25 protein-coding genes are annotated in these 26,117 nt (G+C 71.0%); 17 read left to right on the forward strand and 8 right to left on the reverse strand.

The window, feature by feature from the left end:
• Positions 1–35 precede the first annotated feature (35 nt).
• The 6 genes from ACWGKT_RS23385 to ACWGKT_RS23410 all read left to right on the forward strand — a co-directional run bounded on the left by ACWGKT_RS23385 (position 36) and on the right by ACWGKT_RS23410 (position 6,321).
• The gene (locus ACWGKT_RS23385) at positions 36–1,343 is read left to right on the forward strand and encodes a hypothetical protein (RefSeq protein WP_453275212.1); all 1,308 of its coding nucleotides are present in this window, start codon (positions 36–38) and stop codon (positions 1,341–1,343) included.
• 66 nt (positions 1,344–1,409) lie between these two features.
• On the forward strand, positions 1,410–1,997 hold the full coding sequence (locus tag ACWGKT_RS23390; protein ID WP_235455481.1) for a TlpA family protein disulfide reductase: 588 nt from the start codon (positions 1,410–1,412) through the stop codon (positions 1,995–1,997).
• A gap of 1 nt (position 1,998) precedes the next feature.
• Complete coding sequence (locus ACWGKT_RS23395; RefSeq protein WP_356143999.1) at positions 1,999–2,775, forward strand: cytochrome c biogenesis CcdA family protein; 777 nt, start codon at positions 1,999–2,001, stop codon at positions 2,773–2,775.
• 3 nt (positions 2,776–2,778) lie between these two features.
• Positions 2,779–4,563 carry a cytochrome c biogenesis protein ResB gene (resB, locus tag ACWGKT_RS23400; protein WP_453275213.1) on the forward strand — a complete coding sequence of 595 codons (1,785 nt, stop codon included), beginning with the start codon at positions 2,779–2,781 and terminating at the stop codon, positions 4,561–4,563.
• Positions 4,560–5,693, forward strand: coding sequence for a c-type cytochrome biogenesis protein CcsB (ccsB, locus tag ACWGKT_RS23405; RefSeq protein ID WP_356144003.1), 1,134 nt, complete (start codon positions 4,560–4,562; stop codon positions 5,691–5,693). The genes resB and ccsB overlap by 4 nt, the downstream gene beginning before the upstream one ends.
• Before the next feature lie 223 nt (positions 5,694–5,916).
• Positions 5,917–6,321: an SRPBCC domain-containing protein gene (locus ACWGKT_RS23410; RefSeq protein ID WP_453275214.1), complete on the forward strand. Its 405-nt coding sequence runs from the start codon at positions 5,917–5,919 to the stop codon at positions 6,319–6,321.
• A gap of 45 nt (positions 6,322–6,366) precedes the next feature.
• On the opposite strand, the gene ACWGKT_RS23415 is transcribed toward ACWGKT_RS23410, so the two are convergent.
• The 4 genes from ACWGKT_RS23415 to ACWGKT_RS23430 all read right to left on the reverse strand — a co-directional run bounded on the left by ACWGKT_RS23415 (position 6,367) and on the right by ACWGKT_RS23430 (position 12,637).
• Positions 6,367–7,914: a hypothetical protein gene (locus tag ACWGKT_RS23415; protein ID WP_453275215.1), complete on the reverse strand. Its 1,548-nt coding sequence runs from the start codon at positions 7,912–7,914 to the stop codon at positions 6,367–6,369.
• Complete coding sequence (locus ACWGKT_RS23420; RefSeq protein WP_453275216.1) at positions 7,914–10,025, reverse strand: hypothetical protein; 2,112 nt, start codon at positions 10,023–10,025, stop codon at positions 7,914–7,916. Before ACWGKT_RS23420 ends, ACWGKT_RS23415 begins: the two co-directional genes overlap by 1 nt.
• Positions 10,026–10,116: 91 nt before the next feature.
• Entirely contained in the window at positions 10,117–11,502 is a 1,386-nt protein-coding gene (locus ACWGKT_RS23425; protein WP_453275217.1) for a condensation domain-containing protein, read from the reverse strand.
• 130 nt (positions 11,503–11,632) lie between these two features.
• On the reverse strand, positions 11,633–12,637 hold the full coding sequence (locus ACWGKT_RS23430) for an isopenicillin N synthase family dioxygenase (RefSeq protein WP_453275218.1): 1,005 nt from the start codon (positions 12,635–12,637) through the stop codon (positions 11,633–11,635).
• Between the two features lie 116 nt (positions 12,638–12,753).
• Between ACWGKT_RS23430 and ACWGKT_RS23435 the strand changes: the two genes are divergently transcribed.
• Entirely contained in the window at positions 12,754–13,521 is a 768-nt protein-coding gene (locus ACWGKT_RS23435) for a CDP-alcohol phosphatidyltransferase family protein (RefSeq protein ID WP_453275219.1), read from the forward strand.
• Positions 13,522–13,553: 32 nt separating this feature from the next.
• Here the strand turns inward: ACWGKT_RS23435 and ACWGKT_RS23440 are convergent, their stop codons facing one another.
• Complete coding sequence (locus tag ACWGKT_RS23440; RefSeq protein WP_453275220.1) at positions 13,554–14,528, reverse strand: quinone oxidoreductase family protein; 975 nt, start codon at positions 14,526–14,528, stop codon at positions 13,554–13,556.
• A gap of 114 nt (positions 14,529–14,642) precedes the next feature.
• Here ACWGKT_RS23440 and ACWGKT_RS23445 point away from each other — a divergent pair, with 114 nt between their 5' ends.
• Positions 14,643–14,966, forward strand: a complete 324-nt coding sequence (locus ACWGKT_RS23445) for an ArsR/SmtB family transcription factor (RefSeq protein ID WP_356144019.1) — start codon at positions 14,643–14,645, stop codon at positions 14,964–14,966.
• Positions 14,967–14,999: 33 nt separating this feature from the next.
• On the opposite strand, the gene ACWGKT_RS23450 is transcribed toward ACWGKT_RS23445, so the two are convergent.
• Entirely contained in the window at positions 15,000–15,287 is a 288-nt protein-coding gene (locus ACWGKT_RS23450) for a PLD nuclease N-terminal domain-containing protein (RefSeq protein WP_453275221.1), read from the reverse strand.
• A gap of 76 nt (positions 15,288–15,363) precedes the next feature.
• Between ACWGKT_RS23450 and ACWGKT_RS23455 the strand changes: the two genes are divergently transcribed.
• The 8 genes from ACWGKT_RS23455 (at position 15,364) to ACWGKT_RS23490 (ending at position 21,900) form a co-directional block, all read left to right on the forward strand.
• A complete protein-coding gene (locus ACWGKT_RS23455) occupies positions 15,364–16,815 on the forward strand; it encodes a menaquinone biosynthesis decarboxylase (RefSeq protein ID WP_235455467.1) in 1,452 nt (483 codons plus the stop codon).
• The gene (gene mqnP / locus ACWGKT_RS23460) at positions 16,812–17,714 is read left to right on the forward strand and encodes a menaquinone biosynthesis prenyltransferase MqnP (protein ID WP_356144023.1); all 903 of its coding nucleotides are present in this window, start codon (positions 16,812–16,814) and stop codon (positions 17,712–17,714) included. The genes ACWGKT_RS23455 and mqnP overlap by 4 nt, the downstream gene beginning before the upstream one ends.
• A gap of 110 nt (positions 17,715–17,824) precedes the next feature.
• Positions 17,825–18,499 carry a UbiX family flavin prenyltransferase gene (locus tag ACWGKT_RS23465; RefSeq protein ID WP_453275222.1) on the forward strand — a complete coding sequence of 225 codons (675 nt, stop codon included), beginning with the start codon at positions 17,825–17,827 and terminating at the stop codon, positions 18,497–18,499.
• 67 nt (positions 18,500–18,566) lie between these two features.
• A complete protein-coding gene (locus tag ACWGKT_RS23470) occupies positions 18,567–19,022 on the forward strand; it encodes an Lrp/AsnC family transcriptional regulator (protein WP_235455462.1) in 456 nt (151 codons plus the stop codon).
• Between the two features lie 81 nt (positions 19,023–19,103).
• Positions 19,104–20,267, forward strand: coding sequence for an aminofutalosine synthase MqnE (gene mqnE, locus ACWGKT_RS23475; protein ID WP_453275223.1), 1,164 nt, complete (start codon positions 19,104–19,106; stop codon positions 20,265–20,267).
• Between the two features lies 1 nt (position 20,268).
• Positions 20,269–20,790 carry an N-acetyltransferase family protein gene (locus tag ACWGKT_RS23480; RefSeq protein WP_453275224.1) on the forward strand — a complete coding sequence of 174 codons (522 nt, stop codon included), beginning with the start codon at positions 20,269–20,271 and terminating at the stop codon, positions 20,788–20,790.
• A gap of 114 nt (positions 20,791–20,904) precedes the next feature.
• On the forward strand, positions 20,905–21,204 hold the full coding sequence (locus tag ACWGKT_RS23485; RefSeq protein WP_235455459.1) for a DUF4229 domain-containing protein: 300 nt from the start codon (positions 20,905–20,907) through the stop codon (positions 21,202–21,204).
• A 48-nt stretch (positions 21,205–21,252) separates the two neighbouring features.
• Positions 21,253–21,900, forward strand: a complete 648-nt coding sequence (locus tag ACWGKT_RS23490; RefSeq protein WP_453275225.1) for a TetR/AcrR family transcriptional regulator — start codon at positions 21,253–21,255, stop codon at positions 21,898–21,900.
• Between the two features lie 30 nt (positions 21,901–21,930).
• On the opposite strand, the gene ACWGKT_RS23495 is transcribed toward ACWGKT_RS23490, so the two are convergent.
• Complete coding sequence (locus ACWGKT_RS23495) at positions 21,931–22,776, reverse strand: MaoC/PaaZ C-terminal domain-containing protein (protein WP_453275226.1); 846 nt, start codon at positions 22,774–22,776, stop codon at positions 21,931–21,933.
• Positions 22,777–23,191: 415 nt separating this feature from the next.
• Between ACWGKT_RS23495 and ACWGKT_RS23500 the strand changes: the two genes are divergently transcribed.
• On the forward strand, positions 23,192–25,132 hold the full coding sequence (locus tag ACWGKT_RS23500; protein ID WP_453275227.1) for an AMP-dependent synthetase/ligase: 1,941 nt from the start codon (positions 23,192–23,194) through the stop codon (positions 25,130–25,132).
• Here the strand turns inward: ACWGKT_RS23500 and ACWGKT_RS23505 are convergent.
• Positions 25,086–26,027, reverse strand: coding sequence for a LysR family transcriptional regulator (locus ACWGKT_RS23505; protein WP_453275228.1), 942 nt, complete (start codon positions 26,025–26,027; stop codon positions 25,086–25,088). The two genes, ACWGKT_RS23500 and ACWGKT_RS23505, sit on opposite strands and share 47 nt — an antisense overlap.
• Positions 26,028–26,117: the final 90 nt, after the last annotated feature.

Here is a 26,117-nt window from a genome sequence, read left to right on the forward strand (position 1 = left end):
GACCACCAGCAGGACCTGACGAATCGGGGTTTCTCATGCGCACTTTGTCCCGAAGGGGAATGCTCGGCCTCGGGGCGGGCGCCGCGGCCGCCGCCGGTCTCGCCGGCTGCGGCGCTCTCGATTCGTCTGACGGGAACGGGCACCGTTCGGGTTCCAGTGGTGGCAAAGGCGGTTCGGGGTCCGGCGGCAAGGACGGTGCGGGGTCCGGCGGCGGCAAGGACGGCACGCCTTCCGGCCGGCCCATCGGGGACGGCTCCACGTCCTTCACGGGCAAGCAGCCCCACCAGCCCGCCAAGCCCGAGCGGCTGGAGCCGGGGCAGACCCCGCCGCAGTTCGTGATCTTCTCCTGGGACGGCGCCGGCGAGGTCGGCAACGGTCTCTTCCCGCGCTTCCTCGACCTCGCCAAGCAGCACGGCGCGAGCATGACCTTCTTCCTCTCCGGGCTCTATCTGCTGCCCGAGTCCAAGAAGCGGCTCTACAACCCCCCGAACAACCCGCGCGGCGCCTCCGACATCGGCTACCTCACCGACGACCACGTCAAGGCCACGCTGGCGAACATCCGCCGCGCCTGGCTGGAGGGGCACGAGATCGGCACCCACTTCAACGGCCACTTCTGCACCGGCCACGGCACCGTTGCCAACTGGACCGCGCAGCAGTGGCGGAGCGAGATCCAGCAGGCCAAGGCCTTCGTGAAGCAGTGGCGCACCAACTCCGGCTGGACCGATCTGCCCTCGCTGCCGTTCGACTACGACAAGGAACTCGTCGGCGGTCGTACGCCCTGTCTGCTCGGCCAGAACAACCTGCTGCCCACCGCCCGCGAACTCGGCTGGCGCTACGACGCCTCCTCGCCCGGCGGCCGCCAGATCTGGCCGGAGAAGAAGCTGGGCATCTGGGACCTGCCGTTGCAGCAGATACCTTTCCCCGGCCGCAGCTTCGAGGTCCTGTCGATGGACTACAACATGCTCGCCAACCAGTCGGTCAACACGACCAAGGCGCCGGCCCACAACTACCCCGGCTGGCGGCGGCAGTCCGCGCAGTCCTACATATCGGGATTCAAACGGGCATACGAGTCAAATCGCGCACCCCTCTTCATAGGCAACCACTTCGAGCAGTGGAACGGCGGCATCTACATGGACGCCGTCGAGGAGGCGTTCAAGCACATCGCGCGGGAGAAGGAGAAGGGCGGCGACGTCCGGCTCGTCTCCTTCCGGCAGTTCGTGGACTGGCTGGACGCGCAGCAGCCCCAGGTGCTGGCCAAGTTGCGTACGCTGGAGGTCGGGCAGCGCCCGGCGGGCGGTTGGAAGGGCTTCCTGGCCTCCGGAGCCGCCGTAAATACCACCTGATGTGCGGGTTTCCATCCGCAAGGGGGGTGCGCAAGATCCCCAGAACGGGCATGCGAAACTTTTCACATGAGCACCCGTAGCCGCGTCCTGCTTGCCGCCACGGCCGCCGCAGCGGCCCTCGCCCTGTCCGCGTGCACATCGGGCGGCACCTCGGGCGGAGGCGGTAACACCAACTTCGTGACCGGCAAGAACGGGATCGCCACGGCCGCCAAGAGCCACCGGGACGCGGCGCCGGACCTGTCCGGCAAGACCATCGAGGGCAAGAGCCTCGACATCGCCGACTACAAGGGCAAGGTCGTCGTCGTCAACGTGTGGGGTTCCTGGTGCGGGCCGTGCCGCGCGGAGGGCAAGTACTTCGCCAAGGTCGCCAAGGACTATCAGGACAAGGGCGTCCAGTTCGTCGGCATCAACACCCGGGACACCAACACCACCCAGGCGATCGCCTTCGAGAAGGAACAGGGGATCACCTACCCCAGCCTGTACGACCCGACCGGCAAGCTGATGCTCCGCTTCAAGAAGGGCACGCTCAACCCGCAGCTGATCCCCTCCACGCTCGTCATCGACCGGGACGGGAAGATCGCCGCGCGGGCCCTGGAGGCGCTCAGCGAGGAGAGCCTGCTGAAGATGGTCAAGCCGGTCCTCGCGGAGAAGTGACATGAGCGCGCTGGTGCCGCTCGCCGCGGAGTTGGTGGGCAAGAACGAGACCGTCTACAGCGGCGCCCTGCTGCTGGCCCTGCCGATCGCCATGCTCGGCGGCCTGGTCTCGTTCTTCTCGCCGTGCGTCCTGCCCCTCGTCCCCGGCTACCTGTCCTATGTGACCGGGGTCACCGGTACCGACCTGGGTGAGGCTCGCCGCGGCCGGATGGTGGCGGGCGCCTCGCTGTTCGTGCTCGGCTTCACCGCCGTCTTCGTCTCCGGCGGAGCTCTGTTCGGCTACTTCGGGCAGAACCTGCAGGAGTACCGGGACACGCTGTCCAAGGTGCTCGGCGTGCTGATGATCCTGCTGGGCGTCTTCTTCATGGGGCTGATGCCCTGGCTGACCCAGCGTGAGTTCCGCTTCCACAAGCGCCCCGCCACGGGCCTGGTGGGTGCGCCCGTGCTCGGCGCGCTCTTCGGGATCGGCTGGACGCCGTGCATCGGTCCCACCCTCGCCTCCGTCGTCGCCCTGTCCTCCCAGCAGGCGAGCGCCGGCCGCGGCGCCATACTGACCATCGCCTACTGCCTCGGCCTCGGCGTGCCCTTCGTCCTCACCGCCGTCGCGTTCCGCAAGGCCCTCGGCGCCTTCGGCTGGGTCAAACGCCACTATGTCTGGGTGATGCGCATCGGCGGCACGATGATGATCGCGACCGGTGTGCTCCTGCTCACCGGGGCGTGGGACAGTCTCGTGAATCAGATGCAGACCTGGTCCGACGGCTTCAACGTGGGGATCTGACCGATGAGCAAGACCACCGCCGACAACTCCGCGGCCGACGCCGAGGACCAGAGCCAGGCCCCGGGCGCCGCCGAGGACAACGACCTGGGCGCCGCCGGCTCCCAGCTGTCCACCGCCCCGAGCGAAGAGCTCAGCCTGCCCTCGCTGGGCGTCATCGGCTGGGTCCGCTGGTTCTGGCGCCAGCTGACCTCCATGCGGGTCGCGCTGCTGCTGCTCCTGCTGCTCTCGCTCGGCGCGATCCCCGGCTCGCTGGTCCCGCAGACCGGCGCCGACGCCACCAAGGTCGCCGACTTCCAGAAGAGCCACACCACGCTCGCGCCGATCTACGACAAGCTCGGCCTCTTCCACGTCTACAGCTCGGTGTGGTTCTCCGCGATCTACATCCTGCTGTTCGTCTCCCTCATCGGCTGCATCGTCCCGCGCACCTGGCAGTTCGTGGGCCAGCTGCGCGGCCGCCCGCCGGCCGCGCCCAAGCGGCTGACCCGGATGCCCGCGTATACCACCTGGCGCACCGAGGCCGACCCCGAGCAGGTCCGCGAGGCCGCGCTCGCCCTGCTGAAGAAGCGCCGCTTCCGCGCCCACTCCCCCGAGCTCTCGCCTTCGCTCGAGCAGGGAGGTACCCCCATCGGTGCCACGGTCTCCGCCGAGAAGGGCTACGTCCGCGAGCTGGGCAACCTGGTCTTCCACGTCGCGCTGATCGTGCTGCTGGTGGCCTTCGCCTCCGGGCAGCTGTACAAGTCGGACGGCAACAAGCTGGTCGTCGAGGGGGGCGGTTTCTCCAACACGATCCTCCAGTACGACGACTTCAAGTCCGGCAACCTCTTCCACAACGACGACCTGGTGCCGTTCAGCTTCGACTTGAAGGACTTCAAGGGCACCTACGAACTCACCGGCCCGAACCGCGGCACCCCGCGCACCTACCAGGCGAAACTCAGCTACAGCGAGGGCGCGTACGGCAAGGAGACCTCGACCACCATCAAGGTCAACGAGCCGCTGGTGATCGACGGGGCCAAGGTCTACCTCGTCAGCCACGGCTACGCGCCCGTCATCACCGTCCGGGACGGCAAGGGCAACGTCGTCTTCCACGACGCGGTACCGCTGCTGCCGCTCGACGGGAACGTCACCTCGCAGGGCGTGGTCAAGGTGATGGACGGCTACAAGAACGCCCAGGGCCTCAGCGAGCAGCTCGGCATCAAGGCCTACCTCCTGCCGACCTACGGCGGACCGGGCAGGGAGATCGCCTCGGCGTTCCCGGCGCTGCTGAACCCGATGCTGAACCTGGAGCCCTACTACGGCGACCTGGGTGTCGACGCGGGTCTGCCGCAGAGCGTGTACCAGCTCGACAAGACCCACATGAAGGACTTCAAGGACGCCAAGGGCCAGCAGCTGCGAAAGAACCTGAAGCCCGGGCAGACCATGCAGTTGCCGAACGGCGCCGGCACGGTCACCTTCGAGAAGGACATCAAGGAGTGGGCCGGCTTCGAGGTCGTCCAGGAGCCCGGCGGCGGCTGGGCGCTGACCGGCGCGATCGCCGCGATCTTCGGTCTCGCCGCCTCCCTGTTCATCCAGCGCCGCCGCGTCTGGGTGCGCGCGGCCGTGGGCCCCGACGGCGTCACCGTCGTCGAGATGGCCGGGCTCGGCCGCAGCGAGTCCGCCAAGGTGCCCGAGGAACTGGGCGACCTCGCCGGAATCCTCTACGACCAGGCGCCGGGGGCCCCCGACCCCGACGACGACCCTTCAGAAAACCCCGACCTCCCAGTCGTACCTGCCGAAGGGGCTGAGAAGTGACTCTCGCCGCCGCAACCGATCTCGCCGCCGCGACCAACGAGCACCTGGCGAGCATCAGCAACACGCTGATCTACTCCTCGATGGCCGTCTACACGCTGGCCTTCTTCGCCTACATCGCGGAATGGCTCCTCGGCAGCCGCAGCAAGGTCGGCCGCACGGCCGCCGCGCTCACCGCCGACGCGCCGAAGAAGGCGGCCGGGCCCGCGGTCACCGTGAAGACCGCCGGCGGCACCGCCGTCCTGGAGCGGCCCAAGGTCGTGGTCCGGTCCACGTCCGGCGCCCGTGACGTGCCGGACGGTCCCGGCGCCCACGGCGGCGACGAGCAGGGCGACCTCTACGGCCGGATCGCCGTGTCCCTGACCGTGCTCGCCTTCGTGGTGGAGCTGGGCGGCGTCGTCGCCCGCGCGGCCTCCGTGGAGCGGGCGCCGTGGGGCAACATGTACGAGTTCAACCTCACGTTCTCCACGGTCGCCGTCGGCGTGTACCTCGCGCTGCTGGCGCTGAAGAAGAACGTGCGCTGGATGGGCCTGTTCCTCATCACCTCGGTCCTGCTCGACCTGGGCCTCGCGGTGACCGTCCTCTACACGGCGAGCGACCAGCTGGTCCCGGCGCTGCACTCGTACTGGCTGTACATCCACGTCTCCACCGCGATCTTCTGCGGCGCGGTGTTCTACGTGGGCGCGGTCACGACGATCCTCTACCTGTTCAAGGACTCCTACGAGAACAAGCTGGAGAACGGCGGCACGCCCGGCAAGTTCGCGACCTCCTTCCTGGAGCGGCTGCCCGCCTCCGCCTCGCTGGACAAGTTCGCCTACCGCGTCAACGCGGCCGTCTTCCCGCTGTGGACGTTCACGATCATCGCGGGCGCGATCTGGGCGGGCGACGCCTGGGGCCGCTACTGGAACTGGGACCCCAAGGAGACCTGGTCCTTCATCACCTGGGTCGCCTACGCCTGCTACCTGCACGCCCGCGCCACGGCCGGCTGGAAGGGCCGCAAGGCCGCCTACCTGGCGATGATCGCGTTCGGCTGCTGGCTGTTCAACTACTACGGCGTCAACATCTTCGTCTCCGGCAAGCACTCCTACGCCGGCGTGAAGAGCCTGGGCGAGCTCACGGGCATCCCCTTCTGAGACCGGCACCGCGAAGGCCGGTTCCTGTGACGCGGGTCACGGGAACCGGCCTTTGGTATGCGGGTGGCTGGGAGTTGGGGCCATAGGCAGGGTGGAGAGCATATTCGGAGATCGAATACGTAACTCATTTCGACCACGCCCATGCCTCCCCGCCTCGGTGGGAAACGATCAAGGACCTTTCGTCCAACGTGAGATCGCTTGGCTGGTCAGAGACACTGGTGTCATGACCGGAGCCATCGAGCAGGGCACCAGCCAGACGCACGGGAACACGCACATCCTGCACTTCCTGGTGCGGTTTCCGCGGCCCATGGAGAAGGTCTGGCCCGCGCTGTCCACGCCCGAGGGCCTGGCGGGGTGGTTCACCGCCGCCGACGTCCTGGAGCCCCGGCTCGGTGGCGCGGTCACCCTGCGCGACCTGGGCAGCGGGCGGGTCACCGCGTGGGACGTGGACCGGGTCGCCGAGTACACGGTGGAGGGCGGCGGCCGGATCCGGTTCCATCTGGAGCGGGCCGGGGACGGGGCGAGCGCACTGCGCTTCACCCACGAGTTCCAGGGCGAGGCGGAGACGGAGCCCCGCTGGCGCACCCGCTTCGAACGCCTGATCGACCTGGTGGCGTCCGCGCCCTAGAGACAGCCCCTAGACCTCTGGAGGCAGCCCCTGGGGACAGCGCACCTAGGACGGCGGCAGGCACTCCTTCGCCGGCGGCTTCCCCTCCGGCCAGGCGATCCGCACGAACCGGGAGCCGCCCTCCGGGGTGAGCTCCACGACCGGTACGGCCTTGTCGTACGGATTGCCGTGTACGTCCAGGCAGATCCAGCCGCTCGCCCCGTCCACCCGCAGCGACCCCTTCACCTGCGGCCACTGCAGGCCGACGTCGGAGAGCGCCGGGATCTTCCTCCCCTCCGGCACGGCCTCGCGGACGCCCTTCACGGCCAGCCGCATCGCGTCGTACGCGATGATCAGCTGCCCGTCGTCCAGCGCGACCGTGCCGATCGGCCCGACCGGCTTGCGCGCGGCGCTCGCCAGCAGCCGCTGGAGCGCCGCCGCCTCCCGCGCCGAGCCGCCGGTCCGCGCCGGGTCCCGGGCCCAGGCGTCCGGGTGGGCGAGGGAGGTGTAGCGGACGGCGAGATGGTGCCGCAGGGCGCCGCGGTCCAGGTCCTTCTCACCGGTCAGGTACGAGCCCTCGTCCCCGGTCAGCAGCGTGAACTTCCGGTCCTGGCAGCCCCGCCCGCCGAGCGCGTTGATGAACTGCCGCAGCTGGGTGTGCCGGCCCGCGAACAGGATCGTGTCCGTCTCCTTGGACGTGTCGCACACCAGGTGGGTGATCTGCCGGAAGGTGTTGGCGGTGGTGCCCTCCTGGCTGCGGTCGGCGGGCGGGGTGAACGGCTGCGGCTCGTAGGGCGAGCCCTTGATCAGCGCGGCGAACGACTTCTGCAGCGTGCGCGTGTACGGGTCGCCCGGCTTGTCGTACACCAGCAGCGCCCGGCCCGCGCTCACCTTGGCGAACGAGGCGAGCGCGCGGGCCTCGTCGGTGTTGGTCGGCGAGACCCGGGCCAGCCCCGGGAAGGGGTCCTTGCCGCCCTGCCCGTTGGCCAGGTCGTCGGCGGTGATGGAGGAGCCGACCACCGGAATCCCCAGCCGGGTCAGCCGCTCGACCGCCTTCTTGTTGTTGTCCGTGCTCTGCCCGACTCCGGCGACGGCCCGCAGTCGGTCCGCGCTCCCGGTCATCGCCGCCAGCCGGTCGACCGTCTCCTTCCAATGCAGGCCGGTCGCCCCGGGGTTGGCCAGCACCAGCCGGATCGCCGGGGCCTCGCCGTTGGAGTCGTGATTGGCCTGGTACTGCGCCAAGTACGCGCCCTCGAGCTCGTGCTGGATGTCGCTCAGGCTGGCCGGGGCGGCCGAGGTGTACGGCAGCATCACCGCCACCGTCACATAACTCCCGGGCTTGAGCCGGTCGTTCTCCCGCTGGATCGCCCGTACCGCGTCCCGCAGTTGGGGCCGTCCGAAGTCGTACGCCGTCGTCGCCACGCCCACGCACTCGTCGCTGCCCCGGGGCCGGACCACCCCGGGCGCGCAGGACCGGTCGTCGTGCGTGAGGCCGCGCACGGCGAAGACCGCGCCGGTCACCAGGCTCGCCGTGACGAGCAGTGCCAGATAGCGGCGGAGCGGGATCTCCCAGATGCCCTCGCGCACCCATGTGCCCAGGCCCCTGCGCGCCATCACGCCTCCCCGCTCCGGTCGTCCGGGTCGTCCTCGTCGTCGGGGGCGTCCAGCGGGCGTCCGGCGAGCGCGGCCGCCGGCCAGTCCCGCGACGCCCGCCACAGCAGCGCGTTGCCCGCGGGCCGCAGGTTGGACAACTGCTCCAGCTCGAACCGCAGCCGGTCGCAGACCTTCGGATCGGGCAGCACCAGCGGATCGGCCAGCTGCCACACTGCGTGCAGCAACCGCCGGACGCGCAGGTGCAGTACGGCGTCCACGCCCTGAGGCACCTCGTGCTCGGCGTCCGTGCGGCCGAGGGCAACGGCGGCGCGCCGGTCGCCCCGGCCGGTGAAGTCGCGGCCCTCGGCGTCGTGCGCGTGGAAGTACGGTGCCGAGGCGATGAAGCACAGGGTGCGCAGCCAGGTGCGGGTGTCGAGGGTGGGGAAGGTGTCGCGCAGATGGGCGACCGCCGACTCGGTCGTTCCCAGGGCGAGTTCGTGGTGCAGCCGGTAGCGGGAACGTTCCGGTGCGTCCGCCGCTCCGTCGTGGCCGTAGTGCGCGATCAGCGTCTCGTGCGCCGTGCGCCACGCCCCGTGGTCGGTGCCCCGCAGATGCAGCCGGAGCAGCAGCAGGGTCCGTACGAAGGGGTCGCCGACGAACCGGCCCGGCGCGCCCGGCAGTCCCTCCTGGGCCAGCCGGGTCTGTAACGCGCGGACGTCCGACGGGCCGAAGTCGTCCGGGAGCAGGGCCGCGGCCAGCGCGCAGGCCGAGTCGTGGTCGTGGGCGGCGGCCAGCACGGTCAGCTCGTCCAGCCGGTCGGCGGGCACCAGCCGGTCGAGGAGTTCGCGGTAGGCGGGACAGCCGTCGGCGTCCTCGCTCAGCCGTACGTCGGCGGTCAGCAGTTCGCCGAGCGAGGAGACCTGTGGCAGGTGCTGGGCGGCCGACTCCGCGAGCAGGCCGATGCCCAGCGGATTTCCGCCGGTCAACCGGTGGGTGGCGTGCGGCAGTTGGGGCGGCACGGGTATCTCGCCGCGGACCGCGCCCACGATGTGCAGCGTGTCGTCGGGGGAGAGGGGCGGCAGGGAGACGACGAGGGCCCGCGAGGAGGGCACGGCCGGGTCCGGCGTCCACTCGCTGCGCCGCGCCACCTCGGGCAGCGCCCGGCGCACGGCGTTGCGCAGCGCCTCCCGCCCGTCGCCGCGCAGCGCGCCGACGAACGCCACCTGGTCGGCGATGCCCTCCGACCGGTCCCGCAGCACGGCCTCCACGAGCCCGGGGCCGGGTGCGCTCTGCGCGTTGTCCAGGAGCACGAGCGGCCGCCCGAGGCGCTGCATGCGCGGCAGCACGCCCGTGTAGGCCTCGGTCAGGTCGGCGAGCAGCGCCCGCACCAGATACCGCTCGGCGTGCTCGCGGGAGGTGCCGCCCGCCCGGAAGTGCCCGGACAGCAGGATGAGGCCGCGCTTGGCGTTGCCGCCCGCGTTCGGATACGTCCGGTACCAGACCGATGCCTTCTGGTGCCGCCGGCTCGCGAACCCCTCGGCGACGGACTCCAGGGTGGCCTCCACCGCCCCCGACAGGAACGGTCCGGTGCCGGTCGCCGCGGCGACCACCTTCGCCGCCACCTTGCCCGCCCACCGCCCGGCGAAGCCGCTGATCCACGACCCGCTCTCGTTCAGCAGCAGGATCCGCTCCACCTCGCGCCGGATCCGCTCCGAGTCGGCGTCGCTCCAGCCGCCCGCGGCCACCGCCACCAGCCCCGACATCAGCCGGGGAAAGGTGATCCGGCCGGCGCCGGTGACCGGCTCTGCGAGCTGCTCGGCGATCACCAGCAGCGCCTGCGCCACCGGCGACCAGGACTCGGCCGGCCGGTCCGCGGGCGGCCCCGCGAACTGCTGCTCCGTACAGTCGACCAAGGCGACCGGAGTGTGCCCCTTGTAGGCCTCCCGCAGCTCGCCGAGCACCGCGCTCTTGCCCAGCCCCCGGGCCCCGGTGAGCACGACGAAGGGCAGCTCCGCCGGATGTTCGAACGGATGCGCACGGTGCTGGTAGGGGCGCAGACCCAGGAGCCGCGGAGCGAGTCCGGGCGGATCCGTGTCGAACAGGGCCCCGCGTCCGTGCAGACGTCTGTGCACCGCATCCCCCCTCAACACCAGTGTAGGAAGGGGGAGTTGATTCGGGCCAGAGTCAGGGATGACCGTTGGGTCACGAATCCGGCGCGCCCGGTTACGCCACGGTCGAGGTGATGTGATCCCGCAGCCGCTCGACGTACAGCCGCATGTTCTTGTACGCGACATCGGTGTCCGGGTAGCGGCTCGCGAACCACAGGCCCTCGTGCAGCCGGTTGACCCACGCGCACACCTGGTCGCCGTACGACACCCGCATCAGCCCGTACGCTTTCTGCTCGGCCCACCGCTCGGAGCCGGCGATGCCCCGGGCGTCGACGAACGACACGATCGAGTACAGGTCCGGTGACGTCGGGCGGAAGTCCGCGCCGAGCAGGCGCAGCACCCGGGCGAGCGGCATGCGTGCCAGCGGGCGGGCGGCCTGCAACTCGGCGCGCACGGCCCGCAGCGCGCTCGGCAGGTCGGGCGTCCGCGCCACCGGGACCTCGATCGGCGCGCCCCCGACGTACCAGCCCACCGACCCCGACCAGCGCGACTTCACCCGGGTGTGGAACGGCACCACCGTCCGGTACACCGACTGCCCGCCGAGCTCGTGGACGATCAGGCCGGTCGCGGCCAGCAGCCCGACCAGGCTGCCCCCGAAGGGCCGGCAGTACGCCTCGAAGGCGGCGGCCGTGTCCGCGTCCACGAGCGGCTCGCTCATCATCCGCTGGGTGGGCAGTCGGCCGCCCGGCTCCAGGCCCAGGTCCACCGGGAAGCCGGGCAGTGTTCCGTCGCACCGCCGGATGAACTCCCGCCAGCGGCCCACGATGTCGTGACCCTCGTCGATCCGGTCCGCGTCCGCCCGCTCGATCTCGCAGAAGTCCACGTAGCTGGCGGCCGGTCCCGGCCGCTCGCGGTCGCACCCCTCGGCGCCCGTCGCGTACAGCTCGTGGATGTCGGCGGGGATGCCGTGGAGGGAGTAGGCGTCGACGTTGCTGTGGTCGAAGGCCATGTACACGCTGGTGCCGTCGTCCCGGACGACCGCCGCGTAGATGAGGTTCGGCCAGGCCAGCGCGTCCGCCGCCACGTCGAACCGGTCCTGGAGGTGCCGGACCAGCGCCGAGGCGTCGGTGAAGTCGCCGACCACCTCCCGGCGCAGGGACACCGTGTCCGCGTCCAGCGTGAACCGGCGCAGCTCGTCACCGTCCCAGCGGAAGCCGCTGCGCAGCGTCTCGTGGCGCAGCGTCCAGTCGCGCAGCGCCGCCTGGAGCACGTCGAGATCCACCCGCCCCGGGAGGTCGAACGCCGTACCGAGCCAGGTCGGCACGAACAGCCCGTCCTCGCGCACGCAGCGGGCCGTCCTGAGGTGCGACTCCTGGATGTACGCCGGCGGCCGGGAGTCCTCCGGCAGCCCGGAGGCGGCCGCGACGGTCGCCGGACTGAGCGTCCACTCGACGAGCCGTCCCGGCCGGACCTCGCAGCGTTGGATGTCGGTGATTCGCACGGGCCAACTCCGATCGCAAGAGGGGACCCGTTGATCGGGTCCCCTTCAAGGGAATGCCGCGAGACGCGACCGGGACATGCCGTGCCGCGGCTTTTGACCGGAACGAGGGGAGGCTCGAACGCCGAAGCGATCACTCCACGGTGATCGAATCCAGCTTCTCCCGCAGGTAGACGTGCGAGTCCACGGGCGGGTACGCCACCCGCCCCACGGGCGCCGGCACGGACTCGACGAGCGTCCCCGGGGTGCACTCGCCGAAGTAGACGAGGGACATCAACTCCTCGGTGGGCACGTCCGTGGGCGGCGGCAGCACGCGGTGCCGGCCCGAACGCCACCGGTCACCGGTCCAACGGGCCATGAGATCACCGAGGTTGACGGTGAAGGCGGCCGGATCGTAGGGCGCGTCCTCCCAGCCGGCCCCGCCGTCCGCGGGGTCCGTGTACACCTGCAACCCGCCCCGGCCCGCCTGCCGGTCGAGGATGGTGACGGTCCCGAAGTCGGTGTGCGGTCCGATCCGGAACTGGCCGGGCCGGGGCGCGCCGACGACGTCCGTCCCCGGGTACCAGTTGATGTTGAAGCCGTACGTCGGACGGTCCATGTGCCGTGCGAAGAAGTCGCGTTCGAGCCCGAGGGCGTACCCCAGCAGGGACAGCAGCTCCCGTTCCAGCCCGGCCATCCGCTCCAGGTACTCCTCGCACAGCGGCCGGAGTTCGGGAACCTCGCGCGGCCACACATTGGGCGCGTACCACTCGGCGTTGACGGCCGGATCCTCGAACGGCTCGTGCGTCGCGAACGTCAGCGACTCCTTCAGATCGGGCGGGGTCTCGGTCCCCTCCGCGTACCCGTTGGCCTCGGCCCCCGGTCCGAGCCAGCCGCGCCCGCCCACCTTCGCCGCGTAGGCCTCCTTGACGTCCACGGGCAGCGCGAAGAACGCCCGCGCGGCCTTGCGGACGTCACGGCGCAGCCCGGGGTCCACACCGTGCCCCGTGACGAGCAGGAACCCGGCACTCTGCAGGGCCTGGTCGACGGTACGTGCGAGACCGGCGCGCGCCTCGGCGTCCCCGCTCAGCCAGGGCCGCAGATCGATGGTCGGGATACGGGACGAGGGCCTCGGGCCGCTCACCGATGTCTGATCCATACGACCACTCTCCGCCGCCGGAAAGAACGGGGCAACGTGGATCCGGCCCACCGTGTCGGCGATCCGATCACCGCTCTGTACCCTGTCCCGATCACATCGGGCAGGAGGAACGGGTCATGGTTGCTGCTCCGGTACTGGAGGACCTGCGGGAGGTCTGCCAGCCGCAGGCCAAGCTGGCGAGCCGCAACGGCGAACACTGGGCGGGCCGGCTGTACATGCGGAGCGTCTCCCTGCGGTTCACGCGCCAGTTGGTGCGCACCCCCATCACGCCGGACCAGCTGACCTGGACGATGGTCGGCTGCGGGGTCGCGGCCGGCGCCGCCCTGCTGATCCCGGGCCCGACCGGTGCCGTACTCGCCGTGATCCTCATGCAGTTGTTCCTCCTCTTCGACTGCGTCGACGGTGAAGTCGCCCGCTGGAAGGGGCAGAACAGCGCGGCGGGGATCTACGTCGACCGCCTCGGCGCCTACCTCGCCGACGCGGCGCTGATGGCGGGCGCCGGATTCCGCGCCGCCGAGAACGGGTTCGGCGGCTGGCTGTCGGTCGGTCTCGTCACCGCGCTCGGTGTCGTCCTGCTGAAGGCCTCGACCGACCTGGTGGACGTGGCGCGGGCGCGGCGCGGGCTGGGTGTCGCCGACGACGAGTCGACCCGGCCGCGCTCCCAGGGCGTGGCGACGGTGCGGCGGCTGGCGGCCGCCTTCAAGATCCACCGGGTGACGAACGGCATCGAGGCGTCACTGGTCCTGCTCGCCGCGGCCGTCGCGGACACGGCGACCGGCGGGATCGAGCCGACCCGGTGGGCGCTGGGCGCGCTGGCCGCGATCACCTGGGTGATGGTCCCGGCCCACCTGCTGTCGATCCTGTCGTCGTCCCGGCTGCGCTGAGGAGCGAAACCACCGCGCGCGGGCGGTCGGTGTCAGTCCGCCACCCGCAGCAGGAGCTTGCCGGTGCTCGTGCGCGCGCCCATCAGCCGGTGCGCCTGTGCCGCCTCCGCGAGGGCGAACTCCGCGGTCACCGGGAGGGACACCGTGCCGTCGACCGCCTTCTCGAAGGACCGCTCGGCCAGGCGGCGGAGCTTCGCCGGGGCCGTCGCCGTGAGGCTGAGGACGGAGAAGCCGGCGACCGACCTGCCGAGCGGGTACAGCTCCGGCGGGCCCGCGGTCCACGGCGCCGCGGAGCTCGCGTTGCCGTAGGAGACGAGGCGGCCGAAAACGGCCAGGGAGTCCAGGGACGCCCGCAGGGTCTCGCCGCCCACCGGGTCCAGGGCGAGGTCGACTCCCCGGCCGCCGGTCGCCTGCCGTACCGGCTGCTCGAAGGCGCCCACGAAGACCTCGTCGTAGCCGTGGTCCTTGGCGTACGCCGCCTTCGGCGCGGAGGACACCACGCCGTACACCGCTCCGGCGCCCGCCGCCCGCGCCAACTGGCCGACCACGGTGCCGACTCCGCCCGCCGCGCCTTGCACCAGCACCGTCTCGCCGGAACGCAGCCGGCCCACGGAGTGCACCAGCGCGTACGCCGTGGGCAGCACCGTCGTCAGGGTGGCCGCCGTGCGCAGGCCGACGCCCGCCGGCAGCGGGAAGACGGTCACCGCGTCGGCCACGGTCACCTCGGCGTATCCGCCGCCGTCGGTCAGCGCGGCCACCTCCTGGCCGACGGCCAGGCCCTCGACGCCGGCCCCGACCGCCCGGATCCGCCCGGAGACCTCCAGACCGGGGACGTACGGCAGCCCGCCGACCCGGTAGCCCTCCGAACGGGCCTTCAGGTCCGCGAAGTTCACGCCCGCGTACGCCACGTCGACACTCACCTGCCCGGGTCCCGGTTCGGGCACGTCCGCCTCCACCGTCTTCAGGACCTCGGGACCGCCGTACTCCTGGAACCGCACCGCACGCATGCCTTACCCCCGGCTCGACTGTTCAATGAAAAGCGAACACTCGGGAGTGTATGGTTTTCATCGAACACTCGGCAAGAGATTTCGCGGCGGACACGCGGCGGTGAGGAGGACGGCATGGCCACCACCGGTCATCGGGCCGCCCCGGAGCACACCCACCCCGACGACGTCCCCGTGCTCACCGCGCTGGCCGCGCTCGCCGACCCCGTGCGGCTCGCGCTGGTGCGGGAACTGGCCGGCTCGGCCGAGTGGTCGCGCGCCTGCGGCAGCTTCGACGTGCCGGTCGGGAAGGCGGCCCTCAGCCACCACTTCTCCGTACTGCGCGGCGCGGGGCTGGTGGAGCAGCGCGACGAGGGCCCCAGGCGGGTCAACCGGCTGCGCCGGGCCGAGTTCGAGGCCCGCTTCCCGGGCCTGCTGGCCCTGGTGCTCAAGGGCGACTGAACCGCCGCGCGCGGGACGGCGGCCGCGGCCGCGTCAGTCCTTCTCCGGGTCCTCGTCCTTGCGCAGCGACTTCAGGAACTCGGGGTTGTCGTCGGGAGCGACCCACCGGTCCGGCGCGGCGTCGGGCCGCGGGGCATTTCGGACCTTGCCGGCGATCAGCCAGGCGACAGGGCCGACCAGCACCTCGCCGAAGAGCAGGATGACGATGATCCAGACGACCTTCGGCATCCCGCGCACCTCCTCCTCGGGGGTGTTCAGGCAGTCCACGAAGGCGTAGATCCACAGGGCGAGGACCAGCAGCAAGGGCAGGTACCTGAGCATGGTCGTACGCTCCCGCGGAGAAGTGAGGCGGCCCCGGTGACCGGCCCAGGGTAGCCGGTGGCAGATACTGGGACGCATGGCTTACGACGATCTTCGCTCCCTGCTCAGGGCGCTGGAGCGCGAGGGAGACCTCAAGCGCATCAAGGCCGAGGTCGACCCCTATCTGGAGGTCGGTGAGATCGTCGACCGGGTGCAGAAGTCCGGCGGTCCCGCGCTCCTCTTCGAGAACGTGCGCGGCTCCGCCATGCCGCTCGCCATGAACGTCTTCGGCACCGACCGGCGCCTGCTCAAGGCGCTCGGCCTGAAGTCGTACGGCGAGATCAGCGACAAGATCGGCGGACTGCTGCGGCCCGAGCTGCCGCACGGCTTCGTGGGCGTGCGCGAGGCGTTCGGCAAGCTCGGCGCGATGGCGCACGTACCGCCGAAGAAGGTGAAAGACGCCCCCGTGCAGGAGGTCGTCCTGCACGGCGACGACGTCGACCTCGACGCGCTGCCCGCCCTCTTCACCTGGCCCAAGGACGGCGGCTCCTTCTTCAACCTGGGCCTGACCCACACCAAGGACCCGGAGACGGGCATCCGCAACCTCGGGCTGTACCGCCTCCAGCGGCACGACCGGCGCACCATCGGCATGCACTGGCAGATCCACAAGGACAGCCGCAACCACTACCAGGTGGCGGCCCGGCGCGGTGAGCGCCTGCCGGTCGCGATCGCCTTCGGCTGCCCGCCCGCCGTGACGTACGCCTCCACCGCGCCGCTGCCAGGGGACATCGACGAGTACCTCTTCGCGGGCTTCCTCGCGGGCAAGCGGATCGAGATGGTCGACTGCAAGACGGTCCCGCTCCAGGTCCCGGCCAACGCCGAGGTCGTCGTGGAGGGCTGGCTGGAGCCCGGCGAGATGCTCCCGGAGGGCCCCTTCGGCGACCACACCGGCTTCTACACCCCGCAGGAGCCCTTCCCGGCACTGAAGATCGACTGCGTGACGATGCGGAAGCGGCCGCTGCTGCAGTCGATCGTCGTAGGCCGGCCTCCGACGGAGGACGGACCGCTGGGTCGTGCGACGGAACGCTTTTTCCTGCCGCTACTGAAGATCATCGTCCCGGACATCGTGGACTACCACCTCCCCGAGGCCGGCGGCTTCCACAACTGCGCGATCGTCTCGATCGACAAGAAGTACCCGAAACACGCCCAGAAGGTCATGCACGCGATCTGGGGGGCGCACATGATGTCCCTCACCAAGCTGATCGTGGTCGTGGACTCCGACTGCGACGTCCACGATCTGCACGAGGTCGCCTGGCGGGCGCTCGGCAACACCGACTACGCCCGCGACCTGAGCATCGTGGAAGGCCCGGTCGACCACCTCGACCACTCCTCCTACCAGCAGTTCTGGGGCGGCAAGGCAGGCATCGACGCGACGAAGAAGTGGCCCGAGGAGGGCTACACGAGGGACGGCGGATGGCCGGACATGGTCCTGTCGGACCCGGATACGGCGGCCCTGGTGGACCGCCGCTGGAAGGAGTACGGCCTATGAGCAGCGCCTCCGCCGCGATCCCACAGCCGGGACGCACCAAGGCGTTCCTGCGCCTGGTGATGATCGAACACTCGGTGTTCGCGCTGCCCTTCGCCTACATCGCCGCGCTGACCGCGATGTTCGAGTGGGACAAGAACATCCACTGGGGCCGCCTGCTGCTGGTCACGATCTGCATGGTCGGCCTGCGCACCTTCGCCATGGCGGTGAACCGGATCATCGACCGCGAGATCGACGCCCGCAACCCCAGGACCGCCCACCGCGAGCTGGTGACCGGCGCGATGTCGGTGAAGCACGCCTGGACGGGCGCGCTGATCGCCCTGGTGGTCTTCCTGGCCTCTGCGGCCCTGCTGAACCCGCTCTGCCTGGCCCTCGCCCCCCTCGCGGTCGTCCCGATGGTGGTCTACCCGTACGGCAAGCGGTTCACGAACTTCCCGCAGGCCATCCTGGGCCTGGCCCAGGCCATGGGGCCCATCGGCGGCTGGCTGGCGATCACCGGCGAGTGGTCCTGGGACGCGGTCGTCCTCGGACTCGCCGTCGGCATCTGGATCGGCGGCTTCGACCTGATCTACGCCTGCCAGGACGTCGAGACCGACCGCGAGATCGGCGTCATGTCGGTCCCGGCCCGCTTCGGCATCCCGGCGGCCATCCGGGGCGCGCGGGTCTGCCACGTGATCACGACGGCCCTGTTCGCCTGGTACGCGGTGCTCACCGACGCCGGCGCGTTCTTCTGGCTCGGCCTGCTGATCGTCACGGGTGCGTTCGTCTACGAGCACACGATCGTCCGCCCGCACGACCTGTCCCGCCTGAACAGGGCGTTCTTCAGCGTCAACGGCTTCATCGGCATTGCCCTGTTCGTGTGCGCCCTGCTCGACCTTCTGGTCCGGGGTCTGACCGTCTGAGTACGGTGCCGGGGTGCTCGGGAGGATGAGACCCCGGCTCGGACCCGGGCCGGACCCGGTGACGGCCGACCCGTCCTGAACACCCCGCGTCCCACCGGTACGCTCAAGGTGTGAACGCAGGAGAAACGCAGCGCGCGCCTTGGATCGTGGGGGTGTCGGGGGCGTCGGGTACGCCGTATGCCGCCGCCGTGCTGCGGGCGCTGCTGGACGCCGGTGAGAGCGTCGACCTGGTGGTGTCACGGGCCTCGCGGCTCACGCTGCTCGACGAGACCAAGATCGCCTTCCGGGACGGTCACTGGCAGGAGGACCTGCGGGAATGGCTGGCGCGGGGCGCCGACGGGAAGCCCGGCACGTTCCAGGTGGACGTGGACGGCGTGCGGTACTGGAACGCGGGTGACCTCGCGGCCGGGCCGTCCTCCGGGTCGTACCCGGCGAAGGGGATGCTCATCGTGCCCGCCTCGACCGCGTGCGTGGCCGGTGTCGCCCTGGGGCTGTCCAAGGACCTGTTGCAGCGGGCGGCGAGCGTCACCCTCAAGGAACGCCGCACGCTCGTCGTGGCCGTACGGGAGACCCCGCTGAACGGCCAGACCCTGCGCCACCTGGTCTCCCTCGACGACGCGGGCGCGAGTGTGGTGCCCGCCTCGCCGGCCTTCTACGCGGGGGCGACCCACATCCAGGACCTGGTGGACTTCGTCGCCGGACGCGTGCTGGACGCGGCGGGTGTCGCGCACCGGCTCTACCGTCGCTGGGAGGGCGAACTCGGCGGCGGAACCCGCACGGCGTGAGCGTCATCAGAGCAAGTCGCAGTACCTCTCATCTCTTCGGAACTCTTCAGTGGAAGGCTTCGATCGCATGGACGCGGTGGACAGGCAGCTCATCCAGGCCCTGAGGGAGAACGGCCGGGCCTCCTATGCGGAGCTGGGGCGCCTCGTCGGCCTGTCGGGACCCAGCGTCACCGACCGCATCAACCGGCTGGAGGCGGCAGGTGTCATCACCGGCTACCGGGCCACGGTGGACTCCGCCTCCCTCGGCCTCGGCGTCACCGCCCTGATCGGCATCTCGCTCTCCGACGCCGTGGACCACGAGGACGTGGCCCGGCGGCTCAAGGACCTGCCGGAGATCGAGGACTGCTGGTTCATCGCCGGCGACGACTCCTACATGCTCAAGGTCCGGGCCACGGACGTCGACGGTCTGGAGAAGATCATCCGGCGCCTCAGCGGCACCAAGGGCGTCTCCCGCACCCGCACCACCATCGTGCTGTCCACGAAGTGGGAGAACCGGGTCGGCGAACTGCCCGAAGAGGTCTAGGGCGAGGGCGCCCCCGGGGGTGCCGTTCGCCCTGGAGGCGGGGGAGTACGGTTGGTCGAGCTGTCGAGGAAAGGTGTTGGCATGGACGTCGGGCTCAAGCGCGAGCTGGAGGAGAAGGTCCGCTCCGGTGAGCGGCTGACCCGCGAGGACGGCATCGCGCTGTACGAGTCGGACGACCTGGCCTGGCTCGGCGGCCTGGCCCACGAGGTGCGGACGCGCAAGAACGGCGACGTCGTGCACTTCAACGTCAACCGGCACCTCAACATGACCAACGTGTGCACGGCCTCGTGCGCGTACTGCTCGTTCCAGCGCAAGCCGGGCGAGAAGGACGCGTACACGATGCGCATCGAGGAGGCGGTCAAGCTCGCCAAGGCGATGGAGTCGGAGAACCTCACCGAGCTCCACATCGTCAACGGGCTGCACCCGAACCTGCCGTGGCGCTACTACCCGCGCTCCCTGCGCGAGCTGAAGGCCGCCCTGCCGGACGTGTCGCTGAAGGCCTTCACGGCGACGGAGATCCACCACTTCGAGACCATCTCGGGGCTCAGCGCCTCCGAGATCCTCGACGAGCTCATCGACGCGGGTCTGGAGTCCCTCACCGGCGGTGGCGCGGAGATCTTCGACTGGGAGGTGCGCCAGCACATCGTGGACCACCGGACCCACTGGGAGGACTGGTCCCGGATCCACCGGCTGGCGCACGAGAAGGGCCTCAAGACCCCGTGCACCATGCTGTACGGCCACATCGAGGAGCCCCGCCACCGCGTCGACCACGTGCTGCGGCTGCGCGAGCTGCAGGACGAGACCGGCGGCTTCCAGGTCTTCATCCCGCTGCGCTACCAGCACGACTTCGTGGACATGAAGGACGGCAAGATCCGCAACCGGCTGCAGGCCCGGACCCAGATGGCGACCGGCGCCGAGGCCCTGAAGACCTTCGCGGTCTCCCGGCTGCTGTTCGACAACGTCCCGCACGTCAAGGTCTTCTGGGTCATGCACGGCGTCCAGACCGCCCAGCTCGCCCTCCAGCACGGCGCCGACGACATGGACGGCTCGGTCGTCGAGTACAAGATCACGCACGACGCGGACAACTACGGCACCCCGAACAAGCTGACCCGCGAGGACCTGCTGGACCTGATCCGCGACGCCGGCTTCCGGCCGGTGGAGCGCAACACGCGGTACGAGATGATCCGCGAGTACGACGGCCCGGACCCGGCGCGCCGCGAGTCCCCGCAGCCCATGCGCGTCTGACATGCCGCTCACCTTCACGCTGGACCCCGCCGTCACGCCCGCCCTGCGGGACGGTGTCCTCGATCTGTGGACCGAGGTCACCAACTCCGGCGGGGCGGTCGGCTTCGTGGCGCCGGTCACCCGGGAGGACATACGCCCGGAGCTGCTGAGGTACCTCGCGGGGATGGCCGGGGGACGGATGCGGCTGCTCGTCGGGCACGACGAGGAGGGGCGGGTGGCCGCGACCGCGTTCCTCGCCTTCAACGCGCACCGGCTGAAGACGCACTGGCTGTGGCTCTACACGGTGATGGTGCACCCGAAGCACCAGGGCCGGGGGTACGGCCGTGACCTGCTGGCGGCCGCCGCCGACGCGGGGCGCGGCTTCGAGGACATCGACGCGATCCGGCTCACCTGCCGCAGCGGCCTGGGCCTGGAGCGGTTCTACGCCTCCTGCGGATACCGGGAGGTCGGCCGCGTGCCCGGCGCGATACGGGTCGGGCCGGGCGACCACCGCGACGACATCACGATGCTGCTGCCGCTGTGACCGCCCGCCCCGCGCACCCGGCCACCCCCCTGCAAGATCGGGTCCGGAACGTGCTTCACTGGACGGTGCCCTTTGTGGCTGTTCAGACCGTTCGATTCGGAAGAGTGGATTGAGATGCTCCGCTACACGCTGATGCGCCTCGGTATCTTGGCGGGCTGCTTCCTGGTCGTCTGGGGCGCTGTCTACGCCGGCCTCTTCCCGCGCGGCTTCGGCGACTCCAACTTCCTGTGGATCATCCTGCTCGCCATGGTGATCTCGGCGCCGATCAGCTGGGTCGTGCTGCGCAAGGAGCGGGACCGGGCGTCCGTGCAGGTCGTGCAGAAGGTCGACCGCGCCAAGGCCAACCTGGCCGCCAACCGCAGCCAGGAGGACGTGGCGGACGACACGGCGCGGGCGCAGGGTCAGGCTTCGTAACACCCTCGCGCGCGCTGGGGAGTGCGGCGCCCAACTAGTCTTTCCCTCATGGGTGCCGTGAAGACCAAGCGGATGCCGCGGGCGGTGCGGGAGCAGCAGATGCTCGACGCCGCCGTGAGAACCTTCGGCCAGCGGGGATACATGGCCGCGTCGATGGACGAGATCGCCGAACTGGCGGGCGTGTCCAAGCCGTTGGTGTACCTGTACCTGAACTCCAAGGAAGACCTGTTCACGGCGTGCATCCGCCGTGAGGGCAAGGCGCTGATCGAAGCGGTCCGCAGCGGGGTCCGGCCGGGACTGCCCGCCGACCGCCAACTCTGGGACGGGCTCCAGGCGTTCTTCGCGCACACCGCCGAGCACCCGGACGGCTGGTCGGTGCTGCACCTGCAGGCCCGCACCCACGGCGAGCCCTTCGCCGCCGAGGTCGCCGCGATGCGCGAGGAACTCGTCGCGTTCGTGACCCACCTGATCGTGGTCGCCGCCCGCGAGGCACACCGGGATCCCGACCTTCCCGAGCGCGAGGTCGCCGGGCTGGCCGAGGCGCTGGTCGGCGCCGCCGAGTCCCTCGCCGCCTGGGCCAACGCCACCCCGGGCATCACCGCCCGGCAGTCCGCGGCGACCCTGATGAACTTCGCCTGGGCGGGCCTGGGCAACCTCATGGAGGGGCGGCCCTGGACCCCCTCGGTCACGGCCTGAGCCCAGTCCTCACCGGTCACCGCGCACCCCTCACCCGAGCCTGTCCACACGCCCCTCCACATGGGTGAGGCCCCCACCACGCAGTTCGAACCGGCCGTCCCGCGCCGCGTACTCCACCGTCCCGGGCAGCAGGACCGGCGCCCTGAACTCCGCCCGCACCCGGGCGGACTGGGGCACCCCGTGCGCGGCGAGACAGCGGGCCACGGTCCACATGCCGTGCGCGATGGCCCGCGGGAAGCCGAACAGGCGCGCGGTGAGCGGGTGCAGGTGGATGGGGTTGCGGTCCCCGGACGCGGCCCCGTAGCGGCGCCCGACGTCCTCCGCGATCCGCCACTCGGCGACTTCGGGCAGCCCGCCCGGCTCGTCCCCGGCCGGCCGCGCGGCGGCGGAACCGGTGCGGTGCCGGGCGAGATACGTGCTCCGCGACTCCCAGACGACCTCCCCGGCGCCCCACACCTCGGTGACGACGGTGGCCTGCGTCCCGCGCCGGTGCGGTGCCAGTCCCTCGACGTGCACGGCGAGTTCGTACTCCCCGGTGGCGGGCAGGGACGTGTGCCGGGTGATCTCGATCGACGTGTGGACCAGGCCGAGCAGCGGCAGCGGAAAGCGCCGGTCGCTCATCAGCCGCATGGCCAGCGGGAAGCCGAGGACGTGCGGATAGGTGACCGGCAGCGCGTCGTCGCCGGTGGCGAAGCCGCACACCCGCTCGTAGGCGGCCAGCCGGGACAGGTCGACGCGCACGCCGGGCAGCACCAGCCGGGTGCGCGGGTAGTCGGCGTCCGGGCGGGGCCGCTTGAACGGGGAGCGCAGCGCGCCCCGGGCGAGCAGGGGCGCGAGGGCGGGGGAGCCGGTGAGGACGAGAGCGGCGGATGTCATCACGCCCCCAGCAGTCTCTGGCCGCTGGTCGGGAAGCGGCCGGGCGCCGTGCCGGTGAAGCTCAGGTAGCGGTCGGCCATGTCCAACTCCCATGCGGCTCGGTGTGCGTGCACGGCTACTTACCGGATTGCTTACTCCGGAGTAAGGTTACCGGAGGTAAGGCTACCCAACCGGGACACGCTCGCGGCGGTCCTGGACCGAAACTGAGCCTCCCTCACGTCAGCCGTGAGGCTGCACAGCCCCGGCCCCGGACCCGCCCGTAAACCGCACAATCCCGCCACAGGTGGCTGGGTACGATCTCCTGCCTAACTGGCGGTAACCCCCAATCCACGGCCCGCCGCTGAACGCCTCGGTGCGCGAGGCACGTACGACAGGCAGCAAGCGTTCCGTCGCTGCACGCCCGAGGAGCCGCCCCGTGTCCACGCCCTTTCCGAATGCCCCCGCCTCCTCAACCGCACCTGTCTCGGCCACCGACTACGACGGTCTGCCGATCCTCGTCGAGCCCGAGACGCGTCGGCTCGACGGGGCCGTGCGGGAGGCGTTCGTACCGCCGTTCGCCCCACCCGTGAAGCACGGATCGCTGGGGGACCTGCCGTTCGAGAACGCGGAGACGGCCCCCCGCGCGGTGGTCCTCAGCCGGCGGACGGCCGACGGTTCCTGGGTGGACCTGACGGCCGCCCGGTTCGCCGAGGAGGTCCTCGCGGTGGCCAAGGGCCTCATCGCGGAGGGCCTGGTGCCGGGCGACCGGATCGCCGTCATGGCCAGGACGACGTACGAGTGGACGCTGCTGGACTTCGCTGCCTGGGCCGCGGGCCTGGTGACCGTCCCCATCTACCCCACCTCCTCCCTCTTCCAGACCCGCTGGATCCTGCAGGACTCGGGTGCGGTGGCCCTCGTGACCGAGACGGCGGCCCAGGCCTCCGCACTGGGCCCCGAACTCGACCACATCCCCGACCTGCGGCACCTGTGGGTGATGGAGAAGGGGCACGTGGACCGGCTCGCCGAACTCGGCGCGCTGGTACCGGACGCGGAGGTGGCCGTACGTCGGGGGATGCTCGGCCCCGACACGCTCGCCACCCTCATCTACACCTCCGGCACCACCGGCCGCCCCAAGGGCTGCGCGCTCTCGCACGGCAACTTCTTCGCCGAGGTGGACAACGCGATCGAGCTCCTCCACCCCATCTTCAAGGCGAAGGGGGAGGACGTGTCGGTGCTCCTCTTCCTGCCGATGTCGCACGTCTTCGGACGGATGGTGGGCATCGCCTGCGTCCGGGCGCGGGTGCGACTCGGACACGTCCCGAGCCTGAAGGCGGAGGACCTGCTGCCGGACCTGGCCGCCTTCAAACCGACCTGCCTGCTGACCATCCCCTACATGCTGGAGAAGGTCTTCAACAGCGCGCGGGCCAAGGCGGAGTCGGGCGGCCGGGCGTCGTCCTTCGACCGGGCGGCGGCGGTGGCGCGGAGGTACGGCGAGGCGGTCGAGGCGCAGCAGACGGGCACCGGCCCCGGCCCGAGCCGCGCCCTGAAGACGGCCCGCGGTTTCTACGATCCGCTGGTCTACCGCCGTATCCGCAACGCCATGGGCGGGCGCGTGCGGTACGCGATCTGCGGCGGCTCCCCGCTGGGCCGCCGGCTCGCCGCGTTCTACGCGGGCGCGGGCATCGAGATCTTCGAGGGGTACGGCCTGACGGAGACCACCGGCGCGTCCACGGTGACCCCGCCGCTGAAGCCCCGGCTGGGGACCGTGGGCTGGCCGCTACCCGGCACGAAGGTCCGTATCGCGGCCGACGGCGAGATCCTGATCGCGGGCGAGCACGTGCTGCGCGGCTACTGGGATCCGCAGGCGGGCGGCGTGGTGCCCGCGACACGGGACGGTTGGCTGCCGACCGGCGACATCGGCGAGCTCGACGACGAGGGCTATCTGACGATCACCGGCCGCAAGAAGGAGCTGCTGATCACCGCGGGCGGCAAGTCGGTGGCCCCCGCCCCGCTGGAGAACTGGCTGCGCTCGCACCCGCTGATCTCCCAGTGCATGCTCGTCGGCGACACCCGCCCCTTCGTCAGCGCCCTCATCACCCTCGACCTCGACGGCATCACCCACTGGCGCCGGATGAACGGCAAGCACCCCGTGCCGCCGGAACTCCTCGTGGACGACGCCGAGCTGAGGGCGATCCTGCAGCGGGCCGTGGACGAGGCGAACCGGCTGGTCTCGCGCCCGGAGTCGATCCGCAAGTTCACGATCCTGCCGGTGGACTTCACCGAGATGGACGGCCATCTCACCCCGTCGATGAAGCTGCGGCGCGAGCAGATCATGCGGGACTTCGCGACGGAGGTGGAGGAGTTGTACGGGGGCTGACCGCGAGCCGCTGACGGCGCTGTTCGGCGACCGTGGCCGCGAAGGAGCGGGCGGGCGGACTGAGCGCGTCCCAGCGGCGCACGGCCCAGCCGACCGGCAGGGGGCGCAGACCGGACAGCGGGACCAGCCGGAGCTCCCCGTTTCCCGGGACGGCGAGGCCCGGGACCGCGGGCACCACCGCCCGCCCCACGCCCAGTTCGGCCAGCAGCAGCGCCGTGTCCCAGTCGGCGACGCTCGTGTCGTACGCCAGCCGCACCCCCGACTCGGCGCAGGTGGCGTCGAGATGAGTCGCGGACGTGGAGTTCGGGGGCAGACGGATCAGGCGTACGTCCCGCAGGCCGGCGGCGTCCAGCGACGCGTGCGCCGCCAGCGGGTCGTCCGAGCGGACCGCCAGCACCCACGGCAGCTCCACCACCGGCCGCTGCTCGATCCCCCGTACCGGCGGGCCGATGGTGATCCAGGCGAGGTCCAGCGTCCCGTCGGCCAGGGCGTCGAAGCTGCCCCGCCCCGAACTCACCGTCCGGAACTCCAGGTTCACCTTGGGATGACGCCGGCGGAACGTCACCAGCGCCTCCGACATGAAGTGCCGTACGGTCGTCGCCCCGGTCGCCACCCGCACATGGCCGCTGTGGCCGTCGACCAGATCCCGCAGCTGCCGCACCGCCAGGTCCAGGCCCGATATCCCCTCGGCCGCCGCGGTCTCCAGCAGCCGGCCCGCCCGGGTCGGCACGACGCCCCGCGACTGCCGCTCCAGCAGCGCGACCCCCGTCTCCCGCTCCAGCCGCTTCACGTGCTGGCTGACCGCCGACTGCGTACAGCCGAGCTCCCGGGCCACCGCGCTCAGGCTCCCGGCCCGGCACACCGCCACGAACACCCGCAGGTCCTCCAAGGTCATAACACCCAAGTTAACGCTTGGAGTTGGTGACACATCCTTAGGATTGACTCGGTGCAGAGCGTGTACGACGATCTCCACAGGGCCCCGGCG

This window comes from Streptomyces sp. NPDC054794 (assembly GCF_053611585.1).